Source organism: Gracilibacillus sp. YIM 98692, from assembly GCF_010993965.1.
GTDB lineage: Bacteria > Bacillota > Bacilli > Bacillales > Amphibacillaceae > Gracilibacillus.
The window spans coordinates 24,447-37,247 of record NZ_WIXM01000034.1; the positions used below are offsets into that span (position 1 = coordinate 24,447).

The window sequence follows — 12,801 nt, forward strand, 5'->3', positions numbered from 1 at the left end:
GTTGTGATAAAATATTTGGGTGAAATAAATTGTCGGAGGTAAGTGGTGTGAAAGCAAATATAAAGAGTTTATATGCCATTATGATGGTAATGGTTTTGATGATCGCTTCTTATTCTGTTGGTTCCATTAAGGTTGAAGCAGCAGAGGAATTAGATTTACAAGCAGAGTCTGCTATTATAGTAGATGCCAAAACTGGAAAAGTATTATATGAAAAGCAATCTGATCTAAAGTTGCCTCCTGCTAGTATGACGAAAATGATGACGGAATACTTAGTATTGGAAGCTATTAGTGAGGGCAAGATAGATTGGGACACAACAACACAAGTAGGAGATTATGCTTACGGTATTTCAGCTGATCCCGTTTTTTCAGGTATTGGTCTTATTCAGGACAAAGACTACACTGTTCGTGAGCTTTATGAAGGAATGGCTATTATCTCAGATAATGCCACAACCATAACATTAGCAGAATTAGTAGCTGGATCAGAAAGCGAATTTGTTAAAATGATGAACGATAAAGCAGAGGAAATGGGACTTCCTGAATATAAATTTGTGAACTCTACAGGTTTATCGAATGAAGACCTAGGGGAAAATTACCCAGAAGGTACGGAACCTAATGCAGATAATTTACTGTCTGCAAGATCTGCAGCATTATTAGCTTATCATTTAATTAATGATTATCCTGAAGTATTAGATTATTCAAGTACGATGATGTCAGAATTAGATGATCAACCATTGCAAAACTTAAACTGGATGCTTCCGTGGGAAGATAATAATTTTGTGCCATTTCATTTTGAGGGAGTAGATGGTCTGAAAACTGGATGGACACAAGAAGCTGGTTATTGTTTTACAGGAACAGCAAAACAGGGGGATCGTCGTTTAATTACAGTAGTAATGAAAACAGATAGCAAGGAAGAACGTTTTAATCAAACAAAAAAATTAATGGAATATGGGTTCTCACAGTTTGAAACAACAGAATTATTTGAAGCAGGCTATCAAATACAAGACGAGTCTACTCTTTCAGTTGAAAAAGGGAAAGAAGAACAAGTAGAACTGGAAACAAGTGAAGCGATGGAAGCAATGGTTAAAACAGGTGAAGAAGATTTATACGAATTAACGTATGAGATAAATGAAAATAACTTAAATGAAAACGGTGCTCTAACTGCCCCAGTTGAAGCTGGTCAAGTAGTAGGTGAAGCTGTTTTACAATATAAAGGTGACAATGACTACGGCTATATAGGCGGAATTGGAACAGAACAGCGTGTAGACCTAGTAACCACGACAGGTGTAGAAAAGTCTAATTGGTTCATGCTAACAATGGGAGCTATAGGGAACTTCTTCAGCAATATATTTACAACTGTTTCGGATGCAGTAAAAGGATTATTTAGCTAATCCGATGGCAGCACTTGGCATTTGTTAAATTTTTGTTATATAATGTAGAAGGATACAAGAGTCGATAGGAATCTATGTAAGATAGTAAGTTCATATTAGGAGGAAATAGAGAATGTCTAAAGTAGGTACAGATCGAGTAAAAAGAGGTATGGCTGAAATGCAAAAAGGCGGCGTTATTATGGACGTTGTAAATGCAGAACAAGCTAAAATTGCAGAAGAAGCTGGTGCAGTTGCTGTTATGGCTTTAGAACGTGTTCCGTCTGACATTCGCGCTGCAGGCGGTGTAGCTCGTATGGCAGATCCAACGATTGTAGAGGAAGTAATGAATGCTGTTTCTATTCCAGTAATGGCGAAAGCACGTATCGGCCATATTGTAGAAGCACGTGTTTTAGAGTCTATGGGTGTGGATTACATTGATGAAAGTGAAGTGTTAACACCTGCTGATGAGGTATACCACTTAAATAAAAAAGAATATACCGTACCTTTTGTTTGCGGTTGCCGTAATCTAGGGGAAGCAGCTCGACGTATTGGTGAAGGTTCTTCTATGCTTCGAACAAAAGGAGAGCCGGGAACTGGAAATATTGTAGAAGCCGTTCGCCATATTCGTGAAGTAAATGCACAAGTTCGTAAGCTTGTAAACATGTCAGAAGATGAAGTAATGACTTATGCAAAAGATTTAGGCGCACCATATGAAGTGCTGTTAGACATTAAAGATAGAGGTCGCTTACCTGTTGTAAACTTTGCCGCAGGAGGAGTGGCAACACCTGCTGATGCAGCATTAATGATGCAGTTAGGAGCAGACGGTGTATTTGTTGGTTCTGGTATTTTTAAATCAGATAATCCAGCAAACTTTGCAAGATCGATTGTAGAAGCAACTACCCATTATGAAGACTATGATTTAATTGCAAAAGTATCTAAAGGTATTGGTACTGCTATGAAAGGTTTAGAAATTAGTACCATAGCACCAGAAGAACGTATGCAAGATCGTGGTTGGTAAGAGCTAGTGAGGAGATAACATCATGGTTAGAATTGGAGTATTAGGCTTACAAGGTGCAATTCGTGAACATATCCATGCCATCGAGGCTAGTGGTGCAGAAGGCATGGTTATAAAAAGAAAAGAGCAGCTAGAAGAAGTAGACGGTTTGATTCTCCCAGGTGGGGAAAGTACAACAATGCGTCGATTAATCGATAAATATGATTTTTTCGATGCACTCATAAGCTTTGGAAAACAAGGGAAACCAATCTTTGGGACTTGTGCAGGCCTTATTTTATTAGCAAACAACATTCATGGACAAGAACAGGCCCATTTATCATTAATGGATATAACTGTTGAGCGTAATGCTTTTGGGCGTCAACGAGAATCCTTTGAAGCATCGCTATCTGTAGAAGGTGTAGGAGAAGATTTTGAAGCTGTATTTATTCGTGCACCTTATATTGTAGAAGTTGGTCCAGAAACAGAAATATTAGCAAGCTATCAAGGCAAGATTGTAGCAGCTAGGCAAGGGCATTATATGTGCAGCGCTTTTCATCCTGAATTAACTGAAGATTATCGTTTGACTGCATATTTTACAGATATGGTAAAAGAATATCAGAAATAAAACATGGAAAGGAAGTAGTAGCCAATCTCCTTTATGAACAGAGAGCCGATGGTTGGTGTGAATCGGTATAAAGGCTTGGTGAATCCATCCTTGAGTGGTATATGAAAACAATCGTGTAAATATACCCGGTACGATGCCGTTATCATCTTAATCAAGTTGGGAGAAATATCTTCTTCAAACAGGGTGGTATCGCGGGAAAAACTCTCGTCCCTAATTTTATAGGGACGGGAGTTTTTTTGTAAATTGGCTTTATTGATGATTTCATATAGCTCGGGGAGCAAGTATCTCCCCTCAGCGTCGGTTAAACTCTCATCTTAATAAGAATTTCATTTTACTTAGAAGAAATATGAATAAATACAGCTCATCACAAAAGGAGGACTAAAATATGCTAGACATGAAAATATTGCGAAAGAATTTTACCGAAGTGAAGGAGAAATTAGCCCATCGAGGTGAGGACTTATCAGATTTAGATCGTTTTGGCGAATTAGACGAAAAAAGAAGAGAATTGATTGCAGAAACAGAACAATTAAAAGCAAAACGTAACGAGGTATCTAAAGAAATTTCCCAGTTAAAAAAAGAGAAGAAAGATGCTGACGATAGAATAGCTGAAATGCGTCAAGTTGGCGACAGAATTAAAACGATTGATAAGGAATTAAAGCAAGTAGAGGAAGAGTTAGAAAACCTAATGCTTTCCATACCAAATATTCCACATGAAACAACCCCTATTGGTGAAACAGAAGAGGATAATGTGGAAGCGCGACAATGGGGCGACATACCAAATTTTGATTTTGAAGAAAAGCCACACTGGGATTTAGCAACAAATAAAGATATCTTAGACTTTGAACGAGCTTCAAAAGTAACAGGCAGTCGTTTTGTCTTTTATAAAGGTTTAGGTGCTCGATTAGAACGTGCGTTAATGAACTTTATGATGGATTTACATGCTGATGAACATGGTTATACCGAAATGTTACCGCCTTATATGGTGAATCGCACCAGTATGACAGGAACAGGACAGCTGCCAAAATTTGAAGAGGATGCATTTCAACTAGAAGGTTGGGATTATTTCCTAGTGCCAACAGCAGAAGTCCCTGTGACGAACTATTATCGTGATGATATTTTGTCTGTTGATGATTTACCTAAAAAATATACTGCATTTAGTGGGAGTTTCCGTTCTGAAGCAGGTTCTGCCGGTCGAGATACAAGAGGGCTAATACGCCAGCATCAATTTAATAAAGTAGAGCTTGTCCAATTTGTAAAACCAGAGGATTCTTACACAGTGTTAGAAGAGCTGACAGGTCATGCGGAGAAGGTGTTGCAGTTACTAAAATTGCCTTATCGTGTGATGAGCATGTGTACAGCTGATTTAGGTTTTACTGCTGCAAAGAAATATGATATTGAGGTATGGATGCCTAGTAATGATACTTATAGGGAAATTTCTTCTTGCTCTAACTTTGAAGACTTCCAAGCACGTCGAGCAGGTATTCGCTTCCGTCGTGAGGAGAAAGGAAAACCGGAATTTGTTCATACATTAAATGGATCAGGTCTTGCTATTGGTCGTACTGTTGCAGCTATTCTTGAAAATTACCAGCAGGAAGATGGATCGATAAAAGTTCCTGATGTTTTAGTACCATATATGGGTGGCAAAACGATTATGTAAAGATTTATTTATTAGTACATTTTTACTATCATTCGTCTATCTTCAAAAAAAATTGGAGATAGACGAAAAATATTGTTGACTTATAAAATTCTGTATGCTATATTATTATTTGTCGTCAACAAATAAGGAGGAGTACCCAAGTCTGGCTGAAGGGAGCGGTCTTGAAAACCGCCAGGGGCTTCACGGCTCGCGGGGGTTCGAATCCCTCCTCCTCCGCCATGATTTCAACACAAAATTGGAGATTATAGATAAAAAATCGTTATAGTGTATATAACGATTTTTTTTATTTAATGATAAGAAAGCATAAAACTCATTCATAATATCCATATACTGCGCATTAACTTTAACATGACTTTCTATCATTCTTACTTAGGTGAGTGCTAGTACCGCACTGCGGAAAAACACTTGCTTTCCGTGGGGAACGCTTCAGCCTCCTCACGAGCAAAAAGCCTCGCTGCGGGGTCTTCAGACTGTTCCTTTCCCACAGGAGTCTCGCATTTTTCCGCAGCTTGGATTGGTGCTCGTTTTGAGTGCGCTATAAAAACTGTTAAAAAATGGAACGCATCATAAATCATATCACTCACTAGCGCAGACAACATACGAAGACTCCTGCTCAGAACACGAGCTGAAAATCCCGCAGGCAGCGGTTTTCTGCCGAGGAAGTTGAAGCCGTGCCCGCGGAAAGCGAAGTATGTTGTCGGAGCGTAATGATAGCAGTAACCAAAAATGAGGGCGATATAGTCACTCCTTTAATATTTTTACTATGTCGCAGTATGGTTCTACTACGACATTTATATATGAGAAAAATCATGAAGGATCGGGTGGGTTATGCTCGGTTTTTCTTTGATTAGCAGATCATGTATAATAGATCTAGTATACATAAAAAGGGTGAGTGACATGAATCAAACGATTGCGTTTCTAGGTGCTGGATCGATGGCTGAAGCAATTATTGCTGGTATGACTGCAAAAGAAATTGTACCATCCAACCAAATTATCGCAACCAATCGTACTAATCAAGAACGGTTAACTATTCTAGAAGACAAATATGAAATTCAAACATCACAAGATAAACAAAAGGCGATTGTGCAGAGTGATATGATCATTTTAGCCATGAAGCCGAAAGACATTACAACTTCCGTAGAAGAGATTCTACCCTATATAACAAAAGGGAAAATTGTCGTTTCTTTACTAGCTGGAATCTCTACTAGCTTTATTGAGAAGCAATTAGATAAGGAGATTCCAGTTGTGAGAGTAATGCCTAATACTTCTGCAACAATCGGGCAATCGGCAACAACCATTGCGAAAGGGACTTTTGCAACAGATAAAAATATGCAGTTAGTGGAAACGTTGATGCAATCTATTGGAACAACGACAGTCATTAATGAAGAGGATATGGATGCTTTTACAGCATTGGCAGGTAGTGGTCCAGCTTTCTATTATTATATGGTCGAAGCAATGGAACAATTTGTGCAAAATAACGATTTAGATATGGAAATAGCAAAACCGCTTATGATTCAAACACTACAAGGTGTAACCGAAATGTTAAAAGAGTCACCTGATTCTCCAAAAGTACTGAGAGAAAAGATTACAAGCCCAGGCGGGACTACAGAAGCTGGTTTGAATGTGCTAGCTTCTTATGATTTCCAAAAAGCAGTTTATGATTGTTTAGAAAAAGCCGCGCAAAAATCTGGCGAGTTAAGAAAAGCATTCGAAAAATAAAATAAGACTATTTTCTCATCCTTGTTGCTTTTTCATCGTAGTAGAACAAAACTGCGTACTCCATTGAGACAAGTGGAGGAAAACTTTCCTAAAGTTACTACACAGTTTATGGAAACTGCGACATAAGATCTTTACTTACTTCTGCTAAATATGATGTGATAGCAACAATTTTTTATAAAAAAGCAAGATACAAAATCCTGCTGTATCTTGCTTTTCAAATCTATTACTATTTTGTATAATAACATTTGTATGGCCCTATAGCTCAGGGGATAGAGCGTTCGTTTCCTAAACGATGCGTCGCAGGTTCGAATCCTGCTAGGGCCGCTTTTTTTATCTAAACATGATAAAGCAAGTGGCACTAAAGATCAGAAGAGGAATTAGTGCTAATATTGCCATACCACCAAGCTTGTTCCCTGACTGAAAGGTTTGCATGCTAAAAATGATGCAGCGATACACAATAAACAGTGTTAAAAAAATTAGAAATAGTAATGACAAATTAATCCCTCACTTCTGATACATTGGAATCATCAAACATTTTTCCGAATTCTAATTTATCTAGTTTGAAGGTTATTTCAACCTCTGCATTTGGATAAATATTTTTATTCCAGTCTGCTTCTTCATAGGATGGCACATCTTTAAAATGTTTCCTGACATATAGTGACCAATAAAATGGATCCGTGCTATATTGCTCCTGTGATTTCTTGACAAGCTGTTTGGCTTTTTCCTCTAATCTATTTGTAATATTTTCTTTTAAAATCTTTCGATATTTCTGTATTTGTGAATAGTTAATCAGGCTTTGTATCCCTATTATTTCTACTTGATATTCTACGTCTACCTTTATTTTTGCAGTTTTCCCTTTTTGATAATCAATGTTAATTTGCGGTTTGTTTTTTTGTGCATAATTATAGGAAACTCGATATTCTGGTTGCAGCGGGTCAGGTATTGTCGCTAAGAAGGTGTCCATATCATGAGTTTTGTCTAAAATATGAGCAAAACGTGTCTCTTCCCCATTTAAAATATCAATCATTTTCCCTTCTTTAAAGACAGCAGATCCCATAAATTGTGTAGGAGAACCGCCTATTTGAGGTATTTCGCCAGCAATATAGTTATCTTCATATCCTCTTTCTTTCTCCTTTGATTGTTCTGTTGTGGCATATACTGCTAAAAAAACATCGGCATCTCCCTCTGTAATTTGAAAAAATCGATGTAAAGTAGCTTGAGGTATAATACCGGTTTGAGCCGCTCTAGAAAGCATGAAATTATAGAATTTATGTGGCCGTTTTTCCATGGTTGGTTCATTATTACGTATAAAATCTTCAGCGGGTTCTTTGGAAACGACTAATTCAACGGCTCTTCTGATTTGCGGACTGCGGGATGCGGATTGAATTACACTTAAAAATTTATCCGATCTAGCTATTTCCTCTGATGCAACAATAATTTTTGTATGATCCAGGGTAATTTTTTTAGCGACAACAGAGTTTGCTGTATAGGTGGCAGTTAAGATATCTGTCCCAATTACTGATACGATTTCAGCTGGTGGTTCGCCCTCACCGCCTTGGGCCGTTGCTGAACCGACTTCAGGATTGGCAATTTCGAAAGTAAACAAATATTGATTTTCTTGGTCAGTTGTATCTATTCCAATTGCCATTACATACGATTGCTGCTCTAATTCAATTCGGTCATAACAACCAAAAAGAAGGAGTAATGGAATGAGAAAGAAAAGAGCTTTTAATAGGTTCATTTTCTTAGATCTCCTTTCATTAATGCAATCCCCCATAATAAAAAGGGAAGAAAAATAAAAAAAGGAGACATGATCATAAATAATGTTTCTCGTAAAACAAGTTCATTCATAATAGAATTAAAAGGCATAAGACCAATGGTTACAACTAAAAAAGCTAGTGGTAATAAGACTGGATCAAAGTTTTGAATGTTAAATATCGTTCCAAAAATCCAGCCCGCGGCATATAACAAAATCATAAATTTGAGATAAGCAGCAATTAACCAAAAAATCATAAAAATAGTTTCAATATTGGTAAAAAAGCTGCCAAAGTTCACATATTGGGTAATATCATGAAACGGAAAGGCCAATTTTTGAATCGAGTTATAATCAAATACGGAAACATAAATAAAATAAAACAATATGATTAGAAAAAAACCATAGGTAAATGCTATAACAATTCCTTTACGAAACATTTCTGTTTGTTTTGCTGCTTGATAGGCAATTAAGAAAAAAAAGATTTCGGAAAACATGGCTGCTTTTTGATAACCTTGATTTAGCAAATGATCTAACCCAGAACCAAAAATAGGATAAATACGTTCTACGACAATATCCCCCCATATTAAGACAATAATAAGAAAAGTAAAGAAATTTAAAACAAAAAAAGATATCCAAGATGTAAAACCAATCACTTCAATTCCTTTTTTAGCACCAAAAAAAACAATACCAAAAAAAATGATAAAGATAAGGTCTGATGGCGTTTCAGGGAAATAAAGCAGTTTAATTTGTTCCACATAGTTTCGGCTATCAAGTGTCATGGCGAAGAAGGCAAATAAAAATAGTATGAAACCAATCAATTTCCCAAACCATTGTCCTAATATAGATTCAAACAACTCAATGAGATTTTTATTCTCATATTTTTTTAATAAATAAATCATTAAAAGAAAGCCTGGCAGTATTAAAGCAAATGATAAAATAGGGATCAGCCAGAACCCGTTTTGTCCTTTTTGAGCTAGCAAAGATGGGGTCGAGTCTGTTAACTTAATGCTAATAATAATTAAGGCCATAGCAAAAATCTCTTGTGTTCGTAAATAGCCCCGATTTCCCATTATGTATCACCCCTTTTTTTGCTTTTTTTGCAGATCCTTTGGCTTTAAATAATCTGGTCGAAACAACTCTTTCTTAACCGACTTACGAAAAACCGTGTCTTTTGATGATAGGAAATGTGGTGACATTGGAGAAAAGAATGGTACTCCATAAGATTTTAGTGACGCAGCATACATAAAAAACAAAATAAAGGCTCCTGTTAAGGAAAGCATTCCGAACATCCCTGCTGATAAGATAAAAATAAAACGCATTAATCGAACTGTAAAGTTCATATTGATATCCGCAATAGCAAAGGAAGATAGTCCAGATACTGCTGCTACAATAACAATTATCGGACTAATAATATTTGCTTCTACTGCTGCTTGCCCTAAAATAAGTGCTCCAACAATACCGATAGTAGGACCTAATGGATTAGGTATACGAACTCCTGCTTCACGGATTAATTCAAAAGCAACTTCCATCATCAACACTTCAACAATAAGCGGAAATGGTACTCGTTCTCTTGAGGCCGTTATAGCTAATAGTAAATCTGGCGGAATCATCTCACTATGAAAATTAGAAACGGCGACATAAGTAGCTGATATTAATGTGGTCAGCAAAAAACATATCAATCTAATCGATCGACTAAAGTTTCCATAAAAAAAACGTAAGTATCGGTCTTCTGGCGAATGGAAAAAGGACCAAAACGTGACCGGTACAATTAAACAAGCAGAAGAGGTTTCCATTAATAATACGATAAAACCATCCTCTAAATACGATGTTGCTTTATCCGGTTTTTCCGTATAAAGTACGCTTGGGATAATCGAGTATGGCCGATCTTCAATGTATTGTTCTAAAATTTCGATATTTCTAACATTATCAACCTTGATTTGATTCAGTTTATTTTTGACTTGATTTAATATGTCATCGTTGACGATATCCTTTATATAAAGAATATTCACTTCATTTTTAGAGCGTTCTCCTAATTGGATGCCTTCATTAATAAGTTGATGGTTATGCAGCTGTTTACGGATTAAAGAAATATTTGAATTGAGAGACTCGGTAAAAGCATCTTGCGGCCCTTTTATGACACTTTCATTTTCTGATTTCGAGATATAACGATGTTGAAAATCAGCAACATCCATGGCATAGGCAGTTTCTGATTGGTCGATGAAAAGAATCGCCTTCCCGCTGTTAATGTTTTCGATGATATCGGAAAAGGAGTTGACTTTTTCAATATTTTCAATGCTTACAATATTACTAATCGATTCTCCCTTATTTTGAAGTAAAGGTTCCATAATATGTTCATTAATCGTTTTTCCATTAACAATTGAGCTATAATAGCACAAACAAGCTTTCTTTTGATTTGAAAAAAGATTAAAAGTCCTTATGGAAAAGTCTTTATTTACCCCATATGAAAAAAGTTTTTTTATTTCTTCCAAATTGGGCTGAAGCGATGTATGTACTGTTTGCTCTTGTTGGTTGTGCTTTTCTCGTTCAGCTATAAAGCGAGCCATTTCTCCACCCCTATATGACAAAGTTAGGGTTAGTATGTATCATGTCATAGGATTATATGTAAGGTGCTCCATTCACTTTGTAAATAATGGGAATAAAACGCTTGCGTTATAATTTTTATTCGTTAAAATAGAGAGGAAGGCATTTATATTTTATGCTTTTTGCAAACGTTTACAATTTTAGAGAGGTGATACCATGGATATGACGAAAGTTCCAGCACGTGAAGGAAAATTTAATGTAGGAAATTATGAAGCATTAAGAAAAGGCTTCGATTGGGAAGAGATTAAAAAAGAATTCAGCTGGTACAAGACCGGAAAAGTAAATATGGCTTATGAAGCAATTGATCGTCATGCTGAAAATCCTCAGAAAAAAGATCAAGTTGCTCTTTTATACTCATCACCTGACAGAGAAGAATCACTAACATTTGAAGAATTAAGTAAACGGAGCAATCAAACAGCAAATATTTTTAAAAAACATCAAATTGAAAAAGGCGATCGTGTCTTTTTATTTATGCCGCGAAGCCCTGAATTCTATGCTTGCTTCTTTGGTATTTTAAAGATTGGAGCGATTGCAGGTCCATTATTTGAAGCCTTCATGGAACAGGCTGTAAGAGACCGTTTAGAAGATAGTGAAGCAAAAATGCTGATTACCACTCCACAATTACTAGAGCGTGTGCCAGTTGATCAACTTCCGCATCTGGAAAAAGTTGTGTTAGTTGGTGCGGAAAATGTAGATGTGGATCAATATGTAGACTTTGATCAGGAAATGGAGCAAGCATCAGAGGATTTTAATATTGAATGGGTAGACCGTGAGGACGGGATGATCTTACATTATACATCTGGTTCCACTGGTAAGCCAAAAGGTGTATACCATGTCCATAATGCGATGATCCAACATTATGCTACAGGGAAGTGGGTCATTGATTTAAAAGAAGATGATGTTTATTGGTGTACGGCAGACCCAGGCTGGGTAACTGGAACAAGTTACGGCATTTTTGCACCATGGTTAAATGGGGTTACGAATGTGATCAGAGGTGGACGCTTTTCTCCTGAATCATGGTATGAAACATTAGCGAAATATGACGTTACTATATGGTATACAGCTCCTACTGCGTTACGAAAGCTTGTTAGTGCTGGAGATGACATCGTAAAGCAGTACGATTTATCGAGCTTACGTCATATTTTAAGTGTAGGAGAGCCATTAAATCCTGAAGTTATTACATGGGGCTTAAAAACATTAGATTTACGCATTCATGATACATGGTGGATGACTGAAACAGGTGCTATGCTAATTGTTAATTATCCATGTATGGAAATTCGTCCTGGGTCGATGGGGAAACCTATCCCAGGTGTAGAAGCTGCTATCGTGGATAACGAAGGGAATGAACTTCCACCTAATCAGATGGGGAACTTAGCTATTAAAGCAGGTTGGCCATCAATGATGAGAGCGATTTGGAATAACCCAGGTAAATATGATAGCTACTTTGTAAATGGCTGGTATGTTTCCGGAGACAGTGCTTATATGGATGAAGACGGCTACTTTTGGTTCCAAGGTCGTCTAGATGATGTGATTAACACCTCTGGGGAACGTGTTGGTCCATTTGAAGTAGAAAGTAAGTTGATTGAGCACCCTGCAGTAGCGGAAGCGGGTGTCATTGGTAAACCAGATCCTGAACGTGGTGAAATTATTAAAGCATTCGTCTCTCTAAATGATCAATATAAAGAAAGTGAGGAGTTGTTAGAGGATATTCGTAAGTTTGTCAAAACAGGACTTAGTGCACATGCCGCTCCTCGTGAGATTGAAATTACTAATAATATTCCGAAAACTAGAAGCGGTAAAATTATGCGTCGTCTTCTTAAATCCTGGGAACTAGGACTACCAACAGGCGACACATCAACATTAGAAGAATAAAACAGCTAAAGCACACATCTTAAAAAGATGTGTGCTTTCTTACTAAGAGCAGAAGTCGTAAAATTCATTCGTAGTATCCATAAACTGCGCAGTAACCTATCAATATTTTCCTCCCTCTCGTTTAAAGATGAGTGCTTAATCGTCGCTGCGGAAAAACACTCGCTTTCCGGGGGCAGCACCTCAGCCTCCTCACTCACCAAAACCGTTCGC

Annotated in this window: 10 protein-coding genes, 2 tRNA genes and 1 other annotated feature; of the genes, 8 read left to right on the forward strand and 4 right to left on the reverse strand. The window is 37.1% G+C overall.

What is annotated here, in order from left to right; all coding sequences use genetic code 11:
- Positions 1 to 47: 47 nt before the first annotated feature.
- The 7 genes from GHD00_RS18320 to GHD00_RS18350 all read left to right on the forward strand — a co-directional run bounded on the left by GHD00_RS18320 (position 48) and on the right by GHD00_RS18350 (position 6,686).
- Complete coding sequence (locus GHD00_RS18320; RefSeq protein ID WP_481810400.1) at positions 48 to 1,388, forward strand: serine hydrolase; 1,341 nt, start codon at positions 48 to 50, stop codon at positions 1,386 to 1,388.
- Between the two features lie 112 nt (positions 1,389 to 1,500).
- Positions 1,501 to 2,385, forward strand: a complete 885-nt coding sequence (pdxS, locus tag GHD00_RS18325) for a pyridoxal 5'-phosphate synthase lyase subunit PdxS (protein ID WP_163539653.1) — start codon at positions 1,501 to 1,503, stop codon at positions 2,383 to 2,385.
- Positions 2,386 to 2,407: 22 nt separating this feature from the next.
- A complete protein-coding gene (gene pdxT / locus GHD00_RS18330; protein WP_163539654.1) occupies positions 2,408 to 2,986 on the forward strand; it encodes a pyridoxal 5'-phosphate synthase glutaminase subunit PdxT in 579 nt (192 codons plus the stop codon).
- Positions 2,982 to 3,201 (forward strand) — a binding site (T-box leader). It overlaps the preceding gene by 5 nt.
- A gap of 170 nt (positions 3,202 to 3,371) precedes the next feature.
- Positions 3,372 to 4,643, forward strand: a complete 1,272-nt coding sequence (serS, locus tag GHD00_RS18335) for a serine--tRNA ligase (RefSeq protein WP_163539655.1) — start codon at positions 3,372 to 3,374, stop codon at positions 4,641 to 4,643.
- 126 nt (positions 4,644 to 4,769) lie between these two features.
- Positions 4,770 to 4,862 (forward strand) — tRNA-Ser (locus GHD00_RS18340).
- 678 nt (positions 4,863 to 5,540) lie between these two features.
- Complete coding sequence (gene proC, locus GHD00_RS18345; protein WP_163539656.1) at positions 5,541 to 6,362, forward strand: pyrroline-5-carboxylate reductase; 822 nt, start codon at positions 5,541 to 5,543, stop codon at positions 6,360 to 6,362.
- Between the two features lie 251 nt (positions 6,363 to 6,613).
- Positions 6,614 to 6,686 (forward strand) — tRNA-Arg (locus GHD00_RS18350).
- A gap of 172 nt (positions 6,687 to 6,858) precedes the next feature.
- Here the strand turns inward: GHD00_RS18350 and GHD00_RS18355 are convergent.
- From GHD00_RS18355 to GHD00_RS18365, 3 genes are read right to left on the reverse strand one after another with little or no spacing between them, the layout of a single operon-like run.
- A complete protein-coding gene (locus GHD00_RS18355) occupies positions 6,859 to 8,103 on the reverse strand; it encodes a Ger(x)C family spore germination protein (protein ID WP_163539657.1) in 1,245 nt (414 codons plus the stop codon).
- The gene (locus GHD00_RS18360; RefSeq protein WP_163539658.1) at positions 8,100 to 9,188 is read right to left on the reverse strand and encodes a GerAB/ArcD/ProY family transporter; all 1,089 of its coding nucleotides are present in this window, start codon (positions 9,186 to 9,188) and stop codon (positions 8,100 to 8,102) included. Before GHD00_RS18360 ends, GHD00_RS18355 begins: the two co-directional genes overlap by 4 nt.
- A 6-nt stretch (positions 9,189 to 9,194) precedes the next feature.
- A complete protein-coding gene (locus tag GHD00_RS18365; protein ID WP_163539659.1) occupies positions 9,195 to 10,682 on the reverse strand; it encodes a spore germination protein in 1,488 nt (495 codons plus the stop codon).
- 193 nt (positions 10,683 to 10,875) lie between these two features.
- Here GHD00_RS18365 and acsA point away from each other — a divergent pair, with 193 nt between their 5' ends.
- Complete coding sequence (gene acsA / locus GHD00_RS18370; protein ID WP_163539660.1) at positions 10,876 to 12,591, forward strand: acetate--CoA ligase; 1,716 nt, start codon at positions 10,876 to 10,878, stop codon at positions 12,589 to 12,591.
- A 5-nt stretch (positions 12,592 to 12,596) separates the two neighbouring features.
- On the opposite strand, the gene GHD00_RS20965 is transcribed toward acsA, so the two are convergent.
- Positions 12,597 to 12,801: hypothetical protein (locus tag GHD00_RS20965; RefSeq protein ID WP_205600789.1), on the reverse strand; the 205-nt coding region annotated here is incomplete at its 5' end.

What these genes read in the sequence shown, in the direction of transcription:
- pdxS (WP_163539653.1), top strand. Translation starts at nt 1,501, where the DNA reads ATGTCTAAAGTAGGTACAGATCGAGTAAAAAGAGGTATGGCTGAAATG.
- pdxT (WP_163539654.1), top strand. Translation starts at nt 2,408, where the DNA reads ATGGTTAGAATTGGAGTATTAGGCTTACAAGGTGCAATTCGTGAACAT.
- serS (WP_163539655.1), top strand. Translation starts at nt 3,372, where the DNA reads ATGCTAGACATGAAAATATTGCGAAAGAATTTTACCGAAGTGAAGGAG.
- proC (WP_163539656.1), top strand. Translation starts at nt 5,541, where the DNA reads ATGAATCAAACGATTGCGTTTCTAGGTGCTGGATCGATGGCTGAAGCA.
- GHD00_RS18355 (WP_163539657.1), bottom strand. Translation starts at nt 8,103, where the DNA reads ATGAACCTATTAAAAGCTCTTTTCTTTCTCATTCCATTACTCCTTCTT.
- GHD00_RS18360 (WP_163539658.1), bottom strand. Translation starts at nt 9,188, where the DNA reads ATGGGAAATCGGGGCTATTTACGAACACAAGAGATTTTTGCTATGGCC.
- GHD00_RS18365 (WP_163539659.1), bottom strand. Translation starts at nt 10,682, where the DNA reads ATGGCTCGCTTTATAGCTGAACGAGAAAAGCACAACCAACAAGAGCAA.
- acsA (WP_163539660.1), top strand. Translation starts at nt 10,876, where the DNA reads ATGGATATGACGAAAGTTCCAGCACGTGAAGGAAAATTTAATGTAGGA.